The 15,271-nt window shown below is 71.6% G+C and carries 12 protein-coding genes; 10 read left to right on the top strand and 2 right to left on the bottom strand.

What is annotated here, in order from left to right; genetic code table 11:
• The first annotated feature begins 40 nt into the window (after positions 1-40).
• The 10 genes from nuoE (at position 41) to nuoN (ending at position 13,206) form a co-directional block, all read left to right on the top strand.
• On the top strand, positions 41-850 hold the full coding sequence (gene nuoE, locus D7318_RS24370) for an NADH-quinone oxidoreductase subunit NuoE (RefSeq protein WP_120699382.1): 810 nt from the start codon (positions 41-43) through the stop codon (positions 848-850).
• Positions 850-2,205, top strand: coding sequence for an NADH-quinone oxidoreductase subunit NuoF (gene nuoF, locus D7318_RS24365; protein ID WP_120699343.1), 1,356 nt, complete (start codon positions 850-852; stop codon positions 2,203-2,205). The genes nuoE and nuoF overlap by 1 nt, the downstream gene beginning before the upstream one ends.
• Complete coding sequence (locus D7318_RS24360; RefSeq protein WP_120699342.1) at positions 2,202-4,712, top strand: NADH-quinone oxidoreductase subunit G; 2,511 nt, start codon at positions 2,202-2,204, stop codon at positions 4,710-4,712. Before nuoF ends, D7318_RS24360 begins: the two co-directional genes overlap by 4 nt.
• A complete protein-coding gene (gene nuoH / locus D7318_RS24355) occupies positions 4,712-6,082 on the top strand; it encodes an NADH-quinone oxidoreductase subunit NuoH (RefSeq protein WP_120699341.1) in 1,371 nt (456 codons plus the stop codon). Before D7318_RS24360 ends, nuoH begins: the two co-directional genes overlap by 1 nt.
• Positions 6,075-6,713, top strand: a complete 639-nt coding sequence (gene nuoI / locus D7318_RS24350) for an NADH-quinone oxidoreductase subunit NuoI (RefSeq protein ID WP_120699340.1) — start codon at positions 6,075-6,077, stop codon at positions 6,711-6,713. Before nuoH ends, nuoI begins: the two co-directional genes overlap by 8 nt.
• Positions 6,710-7,675 carry an NADH-quinone oxidoreductase subunit J gene (locus tag D7318_RS24345; RefSeq protein WP_120699339.1) on the top strand — a complete coding sequence of 322 codons (966 nt, stop codon included), beginning with the start codon at positions 6,710-6,712 and terminating at the stop codon, positions 7,673-7,675. Before nuoI ends, D7318_RS24345 begins: the two co-directional genes overlap by 4 nt.
• Positions 7,672-7,971, top strand: coding sequence for an NADH-quinone oxidoreductase subunit NuoK (gene nuoK, locus D7318_RS24340; RefSeq protein ID WP_113690155.1), 300 nt, complete (start codon positions 7,672-7,674; stop codon positions 7,969-7,971). The genes D7318_RS24345 and nuoK overlap by 4 nt, the downstream gene beginning before the upstream one ends.
• A gap of 13 nt (positions 7,972-7,984) precedes the next feature.
• On the top strand, positions 7,985-9,880 hold the full coding sequence (nuoL, locus tag D7318_RS24335; RefSeq protein WP_120699338.1) for an NADH-quinone oxidoreductase subunit L: 1,896 nt from the start codon (positions 7,985-7,987) through the stop codon (positions 9,878-9,880).
• Between the two features lie 10 nt (positions 9,881-9,890).
• Positions 9,891-11,510, top strand: coding sequence for an NADH-quinone oxidoreductase subunit M (locus D7318_RS24330; protein ID WP_120699337.1), 1,620 nt, complete (start codon positions 9,891-9,893; stop codon positions 11,508-11,510).
• An 88-nt stretch (positions 11,511-11,598) separates the two neighbouring features.
• Positions 11,599-13,206, top strand: coding sequence for an NADH-quinone oxidoreductase subunit NuoN (gene nuoN / locus D7318_RS24325; protein ID WP_120699336.1), 1,608 nt, complete (start codon positions 11,599-11,601; stop codon positions 13,204-13,206).
• 121 nt (positions 13,207-13,327) lie between these two features.
• Here the strand turns inward: nuoN and D7318_RS24320 are convergent, their stop codons facing one another.
• On the bottom strand, positions 13,328-13,840 hold the full coding sequence (locus D7318_RS24320; protein ID WP_120699335.1) for a hypothetical protein: 513 nt from the start codon (positions 13,838-13,840) through the stop codon (positions 13,328-13,330).
• 148 nt (positions 13,841-13,988) lie between these two features.
• Complete coding sequence (gene fahA / locus D7318_RS24315; protein WP_120699334.1) at positions 13,989-15,218, bottom strand: fumarylacetoacetase; 1,230 nt, start codon at positions 15,216-15,218, stop codon at positions 13,989-13,991.
• Positions 15,219-15,271: the final 53 nt, after the last annotated feature.

The following is a 15,271-nucleotide window of genomic DNA, read 5'->3' as shown; positions in this document are numbered from 1 at the left end:
GACACCGGCCCCCGCGACCGGCCGCGACGTCCAGCTCGGCATGCCGCAGATGCCCGCGCCCGACTACCCCGCCGAGGTGCGGGCCCGTCTCGAGGCCGACGCGGCCGAGGTCGTGGCCCGCTACCCCGACAGCCGCTCCGCGCTGCTGCCGCTGCTGCACCTCGTGCAGTCCGAGGAGGGCCATGTCACCCGCACCGGCGTGCGGTTCTGCGCGGACGTGCTCGGGCTGACCAGCGCCGAGGTGACCGCGGTCGCGACGTTCTACTCGATGTACCGGCGCAAGCCGTCGGGCGACCACCAGGTCGGCGTCTGCACCAACACCCTGTGCGCGGTGCTCGGCGGCGACGCCATCTTCGACGCGCTCAAGGAGCACCTCGGCGTCGGCAACGGGGAGACCACCGCCGACGGCAAGGTCACCCTGGAGCACATCGAGTGCAACGCCGCGTGCGACTTCGCGCCGGTCGTCATGGTCAACTGGGAGTTCTTCGACAACCAGACCGTCGAGTCGGCCAAGCGCCTCGTCGACGACCTGCGCGCGGGCGCCCAGGTCACGCCCACCCGCGGCGCCCCGCTGTGCGACTTCAAGGCCACCGCCCGCGTGCTCGCGGGCTTCCCCGACGAGCGCCCAGGCGCCACCGAGGCCGGTGGCAGCGCCGGGCCCGCCTCGCTGGCCGGGCTCCGGCTGGCCAAGGGCCAGACGGGCCCCGCCACGGTCGTCGCCCCGCGCCACCCCGACATCCCGCAGGACCGGCCGCCCACGACCCACGAGAGCCGCCACGACGCCCCGCAGCCGAGCTCGGCCTCCGACCCGCACCACCCCGCGGGGCCGGTGACCGAGGAGGGTGAGTGATGAACACATCCGTTGACGAGACGAGCCCCGAGAAGCTCCTGACGCCGGTGCTCTCGGCGTTCTGGGACCAGGACAGGTCCTGGACGCTCGATGTGTACCGGGCGAACGGCGGCTATCGCGCCCTTGGCAAGGCCCTGGCCATGCCGCCGGACGATGTGATCGCCTATGTGAAGGACTCGGGCCTGCGCGGCCGCGGCGGCGCGGGCTTCCCCACCGGGATGAAGTGGCAGTTCATCCCGCAGGGCGACAACAAGCCGCACTACCTGGTGGTCAACGCCGACGAGTCCGAGCCGGGCACCTGCAAGGACATCCCGCTGCTGCTGGCGAACCCGCACTCCCTCGTCGAGGGCATCGTGATCGCCTGTCACGCCATCCGCTCCCACCACGCCTTCATCTATCTGCGCGGCGAGGTCGTCCCCGTCCTGCGCCGCCTGCACGCCGCGGTCGCCGAGGCATACGCCGCCGGATACCTCGGCAAGGGCGCCCTCGGCGACGGCGGCGACCTGGACATCACCGTCCATGCGGGCGCGGGCGCGTACATCTGCGGCGAGGAGACCGCGCTGCTCGACTCCCTCGAAGGGCGGCGCGGCCAGCCGAGGCTGCGGCCCCCCTTCCCCGCGGTCGCCGGTCTCTACGCCTGCCCCACCGTGGTGAACAACGTCGAGTCCATCGCCTCGGTTCCCGCGATCATCGACCGCGGCAAGGAGTGGTTCCGCTCGATGGGCAGCGAGAAGTCCCCCGGCTTCACGCTGTACTCGCTCTCAGGACACGTCGCCAGGCCAGGCCAGTACGAGGCCCCGCTCGGCATCACGCTGCGCGAGCTGCTCCAGATGAGCGGCGGCATCCGCCCTGGCCACACCCTCAAGTTCTGGACGCCGGGCGGCTCGTCCACGCCGATGTTCACCGCCGAGCACCTGGACGTTCCCCTCGACTACGAGGGCGTGATGGGCGCCGGGTCCATGCTCGGCACCAAGGCGCTCCAGTGCTTCGACGAGACCACGTGCGTCGTGCGCGCGGTCACGCGGTGGACCGAGTTCTACGCGCACGAGTCCTGCGGCAAGTGCACCCCGTGCCGCGAGGGCACCTACTGGCTCGTCCAGCTGCTGCGCGACATCGAGGCGGGCAAGGGCCTGCTCAGCGACATCGACAAGCTCGCCGACATCGCGGACAACATCAACGGCAAGTCGTTCTGCGCCCTCGGCGACGGCGCGGCGAGCCCCATCTTCTCCTCGCTGAAGTACTTCCGCGACGAGTACGAGCGGCACGTCACCCAGGGCGGCTGCCCGTTCGACCCCGCCAAGTCCACCGCCTGGGCGGACAACGGCACCGGAGCTCACCAGGAGGTGAACGCATGACGGCCAAGGACGCCGGGGACCTGGTGACGCTGACCATCGACGGCATCGAGGTCTCGGTGCCCAAGGGCACCCTGGTCATCCGTGCCGCCGAGCAGCTGGGCATCGAGATCCCGCGGTTCTGCGACCACCCGCTGCTCGACCCCGCGGGTGCCTGTCGGCAGTGCATCGTGGAGGTCGAGGGCCAGCGCAAGCCCATGGCCTCCTGCACCATCACCTGCACCGACGGCATGGTCGTCAAGACGCAGCTCAGCTCGCCCGTCGCCGAGAAGGCGCAGCGCGGCGTGATGGAGCTGCTCCTGATCAACCACCCGCTCGACTGCCCGGTCTGCGACAAGGGCGGCGAGTGCCCCTTGCAGAACCAGGCGATGAGCGCGGGCGACGCGGAGTCCAGGTTCGACGGCGTGAAGCGCACGTTCGACAAGCCCGTGCCGATCTCCACCCAGGTGCTGCTCGACCGCGAGCGCTGCGTGCTGTGCGCGCGGTGCACCCGCTTCTCGAACCAGATCGCGGGCGACCCGATGATCGAGCTGCTCGAACGCGGCGCGCTCCAGCAGGTGGGCACGGGCGAGGGCGACCCGTTCGAGTCGTACTTCTCGGGCAACACCATCCAGATCTGCCCCGTGGGCGCGCTGACCTCGGCCGCCTACCGCTTCCGCTCCCGCCCGTTCGACCTGGTGTCGTCGCCGAGCGTGTGCGAGCACTGCGCGGGCGGCTGCGCCACCCGCACCGACCACAGGCGCGGCAAGGTCATGCGGCGCATGGCGGCCAACGACCCGCGGGTGAACGAGGAGTGGATCTGCGACAAGGGCCGCTTCGCGTTCCGTTACGCCCAGCAGCCCGACCGCCTCACCTCGCCGCTCGTGCGGGACGAGGCGACCGGCGAGCTGGTCCCCGCCAGCTGGCCCGAGGCGCTGCGGATCGCCGCCGCGGGCCTGGCAGGGGCCGCGGGCCGCGACGCGGCCGTGCTCACCGGAGGGCGGCTGACCGTCGAGGACGCCTACGCCTACGCCAAGTTCGCGCGGGTCGCCCTCGGCACCAACGACATCGACTTCCGCGCCAGGCGGCACAGCGCGGAGGAGGCGGCGTTCCTCGCCTCCCGCGTCGCCGGGCACGGCGTCGACCTGGACGGCAACGGCACCACGCACGCCGCCCTTGAGACCGCGCCCGCCGTGCTGCTGGTCGGCTTCGAGTCCGAGGAGGAGGCCCCCGGCGTCTTCCTGCGGCTGCGCAAGGGCCACCGCAAGCACGGCACCCGCGTCTTCTCCGTCGCCACCCACATCACGCGGGGCCTGGCCAAGACGGGCGGCACGCTGCTGCCCGCCGCGCCCGGCACCGAGCCGACGTGGCTCAACGCGCTGGCCGACGGCGAGGGCGTGGGCGGCGGGCTCGACGAGCACGGCAGGGCCGCGGCCGACGCGCTGCGCGCCGAGGGCGCGCTCATCGTCGTCGGCGAGCGGCTCGCGGGCGTGCCGGGGGCCTACACCGCGGCGGTCGCCGCGGCGGCGGCCACCGGGGCGGGCCTGGTGTGGATCCCGCGGCGCTCCGGCGAGCGCGGCGCGATCGAGGCAGGCGCGCTGCCCGGGCTGCTGCCCGGCGGGCGCCCCGAGTCCTCGCGCCAGGCGCGCCAGGAGGTCGCGAACGCCTGGGGCCTCGGCGCGCTGCCCGAGCGGCCCGCGCGGGACACGGGCCGGATCGTGGAGGCCGCCGCGGCGGGTGAGGTGGGCGCGCTGCTGGTCGCGGGCGTGGACATCGACGACCTGCCGGACCCGGCGCTCGCCGCCGCCGCGCTCGACCAGGTCGCCGAGACCGGCTTCCTGGTCAGCCTGGAGCTGCGGCCCACCGAGGTCACCCGGCGCGCCCATGTGGTGCTGCCGGTCGCGGCGGTGGTCGAGAAGGGCGGCACCTTCATCAACTGGGAGGGCCGCGCCCGCTCGTTCGACCCCGCGATCAGGCCCGACCAGATGACCCGCCGCCTCGTGCAGACCGACGCGCGGGCGCTGCACATGCTCGCCGACGCCATGGACGTGCACCTCGGCCTGCCCGATCTGCGCACGATCAGGCGGGAGTTGGACTCGCTCGCCGAGTGGCGCGGCGACCTGCCGCTCGGGCCCACCGGCACCCCCGCCGAGCTGCCGAGCCCCGCCGAGGGCGAGGCCGTGCTGGCCGGGCACCGGCTGCTGCTCGACCGCGGCACGCTCCAGGACGGCGACGAGGCGCTGGCCGGCACCCGGCACGCCGCCGTGGCCAGGCTCTCGCCCGCCACCGCGCGCGAGGCCGGGGTCAAGGACGGCGACCGCGTCGCGGTGACGGGCCCCGCGGGCTCCGTCGCCCTGCCGCTCGCGGTCACCGACGAGATCCCGGACCGCGTCGTCTGGATCCCGCTCAACTCCGTGGGCCGCGGCGCCCATCGCGACCTCGGCACCCTGCCGGGCGGCGTGGTCCGCGTCGCCGCCGAGACGGCCGCCACCGCGGCCGAGGCCGAGAAGACCGAGGAGGTGAACGCGTGATGCCCCTCGCCCAGGAACCGGATCTCTCGATGTTCGGGAACGACCCGTTCTGGCTGATCCTGCTCAAGGCGGTCTTCTGCTTCGCGTTCCTGCTGATCACCGTGCTCATCTGCATCGTGATGGAGCGCAAGGTGCTCGGCTGGATGCAGCTGCGCATCGGGCCCAACCGGCACGGCCCCTGGGGCATGCTCCAGTCGCTCGCCGACGGCGTGAAGCTGATGCTCAAGGAGGACGTGGTCGTCAAGGGCGCCGACAAGGCGCTCTACATCCTGGCGCCCATGCTGGCCACGATCCCCGCGCTGATGGCGATCGCGGTCATCCCGTTCGGGCCCAAGGACGACCCGGTCAGCATCTTCGGCACCCAGACCGTCCTCCAGCTCACCGACCTCCCGGTGGCGCTGCTCTACGTGCTGGCCACCGCGGCCATCGCCGTCTACGGAACGGTCCTCGCGGGCTGGTCGTCCGGCTCGACCTACCCGCTGCTCGGCGGCGTGCGGGCCACGGCGCAGATCATCTCCTACGAGGTCGCGATGGGTCTGTCCTTCGCGGCCGTCTTCCTCTACTCGGGATCGATGTCCACCTCGGCCATCGTCGAGGCGCAGGACGACCGGTGGTTCATGGTCCTGCTGCCGGTGTCGTTCCTCATCTACATGGTGGCGATGATCGGCGAGGCGCACCGCCCGCCGTTCGACATGCCGGAGTCCGAGGGCGACCTGGTCGGCGGGTATCTCACCGAGTACTCGTCGATCAAGTTCGCCTTCTTCATGATGTCCGAGTACATCCACACGGTCACCGTCTCGGCCCTCATGGTCACCCTCTTCCTCGGCGGCTGGCGGGCGCCCGCGCCGCTGAGCTACTGGGAGAGCGCGAACACCGGCTGGTGGCCGATGCTCTGGTTCACCATCAAGCTCGTCGCGGTCATCTTCTTCTTCGTGTGGGTGCGCGCGTCGCTGCCCCGCGTCCGCTACGACCAGTTCATGGTGCTCGGCTGGAAGGTCCTCATCCCCGTCGCGCTGGTGTGGCTCATGCTGGTCGCCGCCGTGCGCGCGATGGAGAACGAGGGCTACGAGTTCCGCGACATCGTGATGTGGGTGCTCGGCGGCGCGCTCGCGCTGCTGCTGATCTCCTTCGTGGTCGACGTCTTCCGCGACCGCTCCGAACAGCGCCGCGAGGAGGCCGAGGCCCAGGAGGGCGAGGCGCCCTTCGACCCGCTCGCGGGCGGCTACCCCGTTCCGCCGCTGCCCGGACAGACCCTGCCGCCGGTGCCGCGTCGGCCCTCGCGGGCCGACCGGGCCACGGCGTCGGTCGCCGCCGACACCCCAGGACCAAGCGAGGCAAGTCCCGAAGGAAGGGAGGGCGACGATGCCTGAGTTCCGCAATCCCGTGGCCGGCTTCGGCGTGACCTTCAAGGCCATGTTCAAGAAGCGGCTCACGGAGCAGTACCCGGAGGAGAAGAAGCCGACGGCGCCCCGCTTCCACGGGCGCCACCAGCTCAACCGCCACCCGGACGGCCTGGAGAAGTGCATCGGCTGCGAGCTGTGCGCCTGGGCCTGTCCGGCCGACGCGATCTATGTGGAGGGCGCGGACAACACCGAGGAGGAGCGCTACTCCCCGGGCGAGCGCTACGGCCGCGTCTACCAGATCAACTACCTGCGCTGCATCCTGTGCGGCCTGTGCGTCGAGGCGTGCCCCACCAGGGCGTTGACCATGACGAACGAGTACGAGCTGGCCGACCGCACCCGCGCCTCCCTCATCTACACCAAGGAGGAGCTGCTGGTCGGCCTCTCCGACGGCATGGTCGACTCGCCGCACGCCCTGTACCCCGGCACGGACGAGCAGTCCTACTACCGGGGCGAGGTCCGCGGCGCCGCGCCGGGCACCGTCAGGCAGCGGGTCACCGGCGAGGGTCAGCCCGCCGACTACGCCGACGATGCCGATGACGCCGACGACGCGGTGCTCGCCGCCACCCGGCTGCACGACCCGGCGGGGGGCCAGGCATGAGCGGCACCCTGGCGGCGCTCGCCGCCGAGACCTCGACCTCGCAGGGCGAGGCCGTGCAGTTCTGGCTGCTCGGCCCGCTCGCGCTGGCCGGCGGGCTCGGCACCGTGCTGATGCGGCGCGCGGTGCACTCCGCGCTCTGCCTGGCCGGGACGATGGTGATCCTGGCGCTGTTCTACCTGGCCAACGGCGCGTACTTCCTCGGCATGGTGCAGATCGTCGTCTACACCGGCGCCGTGATGATGCTGTTCCTCTTCGTGCTGATGCTCGTCGGCGTCAGCGCCACGGACTCGCTCAAGGAGACGCTCACGGGCCAGCGTTGGCTGGCCGCGCTGTGCGGGCTGGGCCTCGGCATCCTGCTGATCGCCGGGATCGGGCAGGTCTCGGTCGGCTCGTTCACCGGCCTTTCCCAGGCGAACTCCGAGGGCAACGTCCAGGGCCTGGCCTCGCTGCTCTTCACGCGCTACGTCGTGGCGTTCGAGGTCACCGGCATCCTGCTGACCATCGCGGCCGTCGGCGCCACCCTGCTGACGCACCGCGAGCGCATCGAGCGGAACAAGACGCAGCGCGAGCAGGCCGAGGAGCGCGTGCGGGGCGGCGTGCAGCTCCCGCCGCTGCCCGCGCCCGGCGTCTACGCCCGCAACAACGCCGTCGACCTGCCGGGCCTGCTGCCCGACGGCACGCCCGCCGAGCTGACGGTCAACGCCACGCTGCGGGGCCGCGGCCAGGTCCGCGAGGTGCACCACGAGTCGGTGCCCGCGGTCAGGGCCCTGGAGTCCCGCGTCGCGCGGTACCACGGTCAGACCTATGTGCCGGGGAACGGCGAGAGCTCCTCGGTCAGCGGCGCGAACGGCGGCACCCGCGCCGCCGTCAACGGCACCACCGCCGTCGCCGACGATGCCGCCGCCGACCACGACAACAACGGTGAAGGCGATGGCGACGAGGCCGGGAAGGACCGTCCGTGAGCCCCGAGAACTACCTCTACCTGGCCGCGCTGCTGTTCACCCTCGGCGCCTGCGGGGTGCTGCTGCGGCGCAACGCGATCGTGGTCTTCATGTGCGTCGAGCTGATGCTGAACGCCGCCAACCTGGCGCTGGTCACGTTCTCCCGGATGCACGGCAACCTGGACGGCCAGATCATGGCGTTCTTCGTGATGGTCGTCGCCGCGGCCGAGGTCGTGGTCGGGCTCGCCATCATCGTCACCGTCTACCGCTCCCGCCACTCGGCCTCGGTCGACGACGCCAGCCTGATGAAGCTGTAAGGGGACGAAACCAGTGGAGTCATTGATCGGACTGCTCATCGGCGCGCCGCTCCTCGGCGCTGCCGTGCTGCTGGTGGGCGGGCGGCGGCTCGACCGCGTGGGGCACCTGCTGGCGACGCTGCTCGCCGCCGTGTCCTTCGTGCTTGCCGTGGTGCTCTTCCTCGACCTGCTGGGCGAGGAGAGCGAGGCGCGCACGCTGCACCAGCACCTGTTCACGTGGGTGCCGGTCGCCGACTTCCAGGCGGACGTGGCGTTCCGGCTCGACCCGCTGTCGATGACCTTTGTGCTGCTGATCACGAGCGTGGGCACGCTGATCCACCTCTACTCGATCGGCTACATGGAGCACGACGAGCGGCGGCGGCGCTTCTTCGCCTACCTGAACCTCTTCCTCGGGGCGATGCTGCTGCTCGTCCTCGCGGACAACTACCTGCTGCTGTACGTCGGCTGGGAGGGCGTGGGCCTCGCGTCGTTCCTGCTGATCGGCTTCTGGCAGCACAAGCCGAGCGCGGCGACGGCGGCCAAGAAGGCGTTCATCGTCAACAGGGTCGGCGACGTCGGCCTGTCGATCGCGATCCTGCTGATGTTCACGACGTTCGGCACGTTCGCCTTCGAGCCCGTCCTCGAGAACGCCTCGGGCGCGAGCGAGGCCACGCTGACCGGCATCGGGCTGATGCTGCTGCTCGCCGCGTGCGGCAAGTCGGCGCAGGTGCCGCTCCAGTCCTGGCTCGGCGACGCGATGGAGGGCCCGACCCCGGTCTCCGCGCTGATCCACGCGGCCACCATGGTGACCGCGGGCGTGTACCTGATCACCCGCTCGGGCGCGGTCTTCGACGCGGCGCCCGACGCGCAGACGGTGGTCGTGGTGGTCGGCGCGGTGACGCTGCTGTTCGGCGCGATCGTCGGGTGCGCGAAGGACGACATCAAGAAGGCGCTGGCCGGTTCGACGATGTCGCAGATCGGCTACATGATGCTGGCCGCCGGGCTCGGCCCGATCGGCTATGTCTTCGCGATCATGCACCTGGTCACCCACGGCTTCTTCAAGGCGGGGCTCTTCCTCGGCGCCGGTTCGGTCATGCACGGCATGAACGACGAGGTGGACATGCGGCGTTACGGCGGGCTGCGCAAGCACATGCCGATCACGTTCGCGACGTTCGGGCTCGCGTATCTGGCCATCATCGGCTTCCCCTACCTGTCCGGCTTCTTCTCCAAGGACGAGATCATCTACGCCGGGTTCAGCAAGGGCGGCACCGAGGGCTGGATCCTGGGCGGCGTCATGCTGCTGGGCGCGGCGCTGACCGCGTACTACATGACCCGGATCATGCTGCTGACGTTCTTCGGCGAGAAGCGGTGGCAGCCGGACGCGAGCGGGCACGAGCCGCACCCGCACGAGTCGCCGCTGACGATGACCATCCCCATGATCATCCTGGCGTTCGGCTCGGTCGGCGCGGGCTTCTTCTTCGACCTGAACGAGAACTTCGTGCACTGGCTCGAGCCCGTCACGGGCCTCGAACACGGCGACTCCCCTGTCGCCCACGGCACGGTCGGCATCGCCGCCACCGCCGTGATGGTGCTCGGCGTGGCCGGGGCCTGGTGGCAGTACGGCCGCCGCCCGGTGCCCGCGGTGGCGCCGCAGGGCCGCTTCCTCACCAGGGCGGCCCGGCGGGACCTGCTCCAGGACGACTTCAACCACGCCGCGTTCGTCCGCCCGGGGAACTACCTGACCCGCGGCCTTGTCTACCTCGACCACAAGCTGGTGGACGGGGTCGTCAACGGCACGGCGGCGGCGTTCGGCGGGGCGTCGGGGCGGCTGCGCCGGGTGCAGAACGGCTTCGCCCGCTCATACGCGGTGTCCATGTTCGGTGGCGCTGTCCTGCTCGTCGCCGCGACCCTGCTGATGCGGGCGGTCTAAGGAGTCTGCCATGTCATTTCCCTTGCTGACGGCCACGGCCCTCACCCCCGCCATCGGCGCGATCGTCACCGCGGCCGTGCCCTCCGCGCGGCGCACCGCGGCCAAGTGGATCGCGCTGGCGTTCTCCCTGGCCACGGTCGGCTTCGCGGCGGCGATCGTGCTGCGCTTCGACACGGACGCGGGCGCCGACCGGTACCAGCTCACCGAATCCCGCAGCTGGATCGAGGACTTCGGGGTCAGGTACGAGCTCGGCGTCGACGGCATCGGCGTGGCGATGATCGCGCTCACGGCGGTGCTGATCCCGTTCCTCATCGGCGCGGGCTGGAACGACGCCGATCCCAAGGAGGACGAGGACGAGGCCCCCGCGTCGCGGCGCTGGCGCCCGACCCAGGGGTTCTTCGCGCTGATCCTGGCCGTCGAGGCGATGGTGGTGCTGTCGTTCGCCGCGACGGACATCTTCCTCTTCTACATCTTCTTCGAAGCCATGCTGATCCCGATGTACTTCCTCATCGGCGGCTTCGGGGACCGGGCGGGCGAGCAGGGCGAGGAGGGCCAGGCGCGGCAACGGTCGTACGCCGCCGTCAAGTTCCTGCTCTACAACCTGGTCGGCGGCCTGGTGATGCTGGCCGCGCTCATCGGCCTCTATGTCGCGACGGCCGACCAGCTCGAGGTCGGCACGTTCTCGCTCCAGGCGATCCTGGAGGCGCGCGGCTCGGGCGAGCTCGACCTGGCGACCTCCACCGAACGCTGGCTGTTCCTCGGCTTCTTCGTGGCGTTCGCCATCAAGGCCCCGCTGTGGCCCGTCCACACGTGGCTGCCCAACGCGATGGGCGAGTCGACCGCGCCGGTGGCCGTGCTGATCACCGCGGTGGTCGACAAGGTCGGCACGTTCGCCATGCTCCGCTTCTGCCTGGGCCTCTTCCCCGAGGCCAGCGAGTGGGCGACGCCCGTGGTGATCACGCTGGCGCTGGTCAGCATCATCTACGGCGCGCTGCTCGCGCTCGGCCAGCGCGACATGAAGCGGCTCATCGCGTACGCGTCGATCAGCCACTTCGGCTTCATCGTGCTGGGCATCTTCGTGATGACCAGCCAGGGCCAGGGCGGCGCGACGCTCTACATGATCAACCACGGCATCGCGACGGCGGCGCTCATGCTGGTCGCGGGCTTCCTGATCTCGCGCCGCGGCTCGCGCCTGATCTCGGACTACGGGGGCGTGCAGAAGACGGCGCCCGTGCTGGCCGGCACGTTCCTCATCGGCGGCCTCGGCACCCTGTCGCTGCCCGGCACCGGGCCGTTCATCTCCGAATTCCTCGTGCTGGTCGGCACGTTCAGCCGGTACGAGGTGGCCGGGATCATCGCGTGCGCGGGCATCGTGCTCGCGGCGCTCTATGTCCTGGTGCTCTACCAGCGGACGATGACGGGCCCCGTGAAGCCGGGCCTGGAGAAGCTGCCCGACCTGCGGGTGCGGGAGCTGGCCGTGGTGGCGCCGCTGATCGCGCTGCTGATCTTCCTCGGCGTCTACCCCCAGCCGCTGACCGACATCGTCAACCCGGCGGTGGAGCACACCCTGTCGGACGTCGACCAGACGGATCCGGCGCCACACCTGGAAGAAGTGGAGGCTGGGCAGTGAGCGACGCACGTGCGGCTGCCCAGCGGCAGGTGTCGGCGATGGCCGCGCCGTGCCGCACGGGCGGAGAAGCGAACGAAGGAGCGGCAGTATGAATCCCGGGGAGCTTCAGGCTCCGGTCATCGAGTGGGCCGCGCTCTCGCCGAGCCTCATCGTGTTCGGCGCGGCCATCATCGGGGTGCTGATCGAGGCGTTCGCGCCACGCTCCGTGCGGTACACCGCCGAGGTGGTGCTGGGCGCGCTGGCCCTGGTGAGCGCGTTCGCCGCCGTGGTGGTGCTGGCGTCCGACGGGCACGCGACGAGCGAGGCGCAGGTCGCGGGCATGGGGTCGCTGGCCGTCGACGGCCCGGCGCTCTTCCTCCAGGGCGTGATCCTGCTGGTCGGCCTGGTCGGTGTGTTCCTCTTCGCCGAACGCCGCCTCGAACCCGCCGCGCACGGCGCCGCGGTGGACTCGTTCGCCGCGCAGCCCGCGGCTGTGCCCGGCGGGCCCGCCGAGCGCGAGGCCGTCAAGGCGGGGCACACCACGACGGAGATCTTCCCGCTGCTGCTGTTCGCCATCGGCGGCATGCTGCTCTTCCCGATGGCCAACGACCTGCTGGTGCTGTTCATCGCGCTCGAGGTCCTGTCGCTTCCGCTGTACCTGCTGTGCGCGCTGGCCCGCCGCAGGCGGCTGCTGTCGCAGGAGGCCGCGCTCAAGTACTTCCTGCTCGGCGCGTTCGCCTCGGCGTTCCTGCTGTTCGGCATCGCGATGCTCTACGGCTACGCGGGCACCGTCAGCTACTCGGGGATCGCGGACGTCGTCAGCGGCGACCCCGCCTCGGTGAACCCGGGCCTGGCCGCCACCATGGGCAACGACGCGCTGCTGCTGATCGGCGGCGCGATGATCACGATGGGCCTGCTTTTCAAGGTGGGCGCGGTGCCGTTCCACATGTGGACGCCCGACGTCTACCAGGGCGCCCCGACGCCGGTGACCGGCTTCATGGCCGCGGCGACCAAGGTGGCGGCGTTCGGCGCGCTGCTGCGGCTGCTGTATGTCGTGCTGCCTGGGCTGCGGTGGGACTGGGAGCCGGTGCTGTGGGGCGTGGCCATCGCCTCGATGGTGGCGGGCGCGGTCATCGCGATCACACAGACCGATGTCAAGCGGCTGCTCGCGTACTCGTCGATCGCGCACGCGGGCTTCATCCTGGCCGGTGTGGTCGCGGTGACGGAGGACGGCGTGTCCTCGGTGCTGTTCTACCTGGCCGCGTACTCGTTCGTGACGCTGGGCGCGTTCGCCGTGGTGACGCTCGTGCGGGACGCCGGGGGCGAGGCCACGCACCTGTCCAAGTGGGCGGGGCTCGGGCGGCGTTCGCCGCTGCTCGCCGCGGTCTTCGCGCTCTTCCTGCTGGCCTTCGCGGGCATTCCGCTGACGTCGGGGTTCTCGGGGAAGTTCGCGGTGTTCAGGGCGGCGGCCGACGCGGGCGCGATGGGCCTGGTGATCGTGGGCGTGCTGGCCTCGGCGGTGGCGGCGTTCTTCTACGTCCGCGTCATCGTGCTGATGTTCTTCAGCGAGCCCAAGGCGGACGGCCCTTCGGTGGTCATCCCGAGCCCGCTGACGATGTCGGTGGTCGCGCTGGCCGCCGCGGTCACGGTCGTGCTGGGCGTCGCGCCGCAGTTCTTCCTCGATCTGGCGAGCGACGCGGGGATGTTCGTGCGCTGACGCCGTCGTTCACGTCGTCGCGCAGGCCGAAGGGCCGGACCCGAGGGTCCGGCCCTTCGGCCTGCGCCTCCTCGTGGCCGCCCGGGCGCCGCCGCTCGGACGGGCCTCGGACGGGCGAGCGTCATATCGCCCTCGTGAACTCCTCGCTGGTGCCGGAGCCCCAGGTCACCGTGAGCGAGTCCCCGTTGAGGGCCAGGGTTCCCGTCGTCTCGGGGAACGCCTCGTCGCCGTAGACGGAGCAGGTGATGGTGAACGTGTCGCCGCTCAGGCTGCCGTTGCACAGGTCGCCCTCGTAGGCGGTGGTGTCCGTGTAGTTGACGTAGTCGCCGTAGATGTCGAGTCGCGCGTTGTTGCCGTCGGAGGCCGGGGCCTCCCACGAGCCGTCGAAATCGCCGCCCAGGTCGAAGTCGCCGCCCCCGGTGTCTCCGCCCGAGTCGCCTGACGGCGGCGGCACCTCGATGTCGCCCATTCCCTCGGACTCCTCGGACTCCTCGAGCTCGGGGACCTCGGGCACCTCGAGGTCCTCGATGTCCGGCGCCTGGAACGGGCTGCCTTCCTTGTCACCGCCACAGCCGCTGAGCAGCAGTACGGCGGCTGTCGCCGCTGGCACGGCGAGCCGTATGGACCTGCGCATGGTTTCCCCTCGGACGTTGAACTGGTCACGGCAGATTATCCTGAGGGGCTGCGGGGTAGGCAGAAGCGTTACGGCTGTGTGTCATTCGCCACCGGACTGATACCTCTCGTTCCCTCTTCGGGCGCGAACGCGCGCGCCGACGCGCGCGTCATGGCGCGGCCGGGGGAGCGGCGGGCGCGATCGTGCCGATGACCTCGCCGAGGCCGACGCGCGTCCCCGGCTCGGGCCCAGGCGCCCAGGCGGTCAGCTCGACCTCGTCGCCGTCCTGGAGGAACGTCCTGGTGCCGTCCGGCAGTTGGATGGGGTCGCGGCCGCCCCACGTCAGCTCGAGCAGGGAGCCGCGCTGCCGCGCCTCGGGGCCGCTGACGGTGCCCGAGGCATAGAGGTCGCCGGTGCGCAGGGCGGCGCCGTTGACCGTGAGGTGCGCCAACTGCTGGGCGGCCGTCCAGTACATGGCCGCGAACGGGGGCTCGGCGATCAGGTGCCCGTTGAGCCGCACCTCGATCCGCAGGTCGAGCCCGCCCGCGGGGATCCCGCTGTCAGGGCCGTCGTCGAGGTAGGGCAGCAGCGGCTCGTCGCGCGGGGGCGGCGCGACCCTGGCGCCCGCGAGGGCGTCGAGCGGGGTGACCCAGGGGGAGAGCGAGGTGGCGAAGGACTTGCCGAGGAACGGGCCGAGCGGCACGTACTCCCACGCCTGGATGTCGCGCGCGGACCAGTCGTTGAGCAGGCAGACCCCGAAGACGTGGTCGGCGAACGCCCCTTGGGGCACGGGTCGGCCGAGCGGCGAAGGGGTGCCGACGACGAACGCCACCTCGGCCTCGATGTCGAGGCGTCGCGAGGGCCCGAACCCGGGCGCCTCGCCGGGAGCGGAGGGGCGGCGTTGCCCCCGGGGGCGGACGACCGGGGTGCCCGAGACGACGACGGTCCCGGCGCGGCCGTGGTAACCGATCGGCAGGTGCTTCCAGTTGGGCGGCAGCGGGGGTGTGTCGGGGCGGAAGACGCGGCCGACGGTGGTGGCGTGGTGCTCGCTCGCGTAGAAGTCGACGTAGTCGGCCACCGTGAACGGCAGGTGCGGCACCGTCGCGTCGAGCGGCACGAGCAGCGGCTCCGTGACGGCGCGGTGGGCGGGGTCGGTGAGCCATGAGCGCACCTCGGCGCGCACGGCCCGCCAGACCGGGCGCCCGGCGGCCAGCAGCGGGTCGAGCCCGGGCGCGGTCAGCAGCGCGGCGTGCGGGGAGTCGAGCTCGACGGCGGCGGCGCCGATGTCGAGGACGCGGTCCAGATACCGCACCCCGAGCCGTCGTCCCGCGGGGTCGTCGGGCGTGCTGAAGACGCCGTAGGGCAGATTGTCGACACCGAACAGGCTCCCATCGGACATGTCTTCACCCTAGGGGCTGTGCGCGTCCGTTTCCGTGGGACGGCCCTTCGGCT

Origin of the sequence: Streptomyces radicis (assembly GCF_003626575.1) — a bacterium.
Classification (GTDB): Bacteria; Actinomycetota; Actinomycetes; order Streptomycetales; family Streptomycetaceae; genus Streptomyces; species Streptomyces radicis.
The sequence above is the reverse complement of the archived record's forward strand: the minus strand, read 5'-3'. Positions and strand labels throughout refer to the sequence as shown.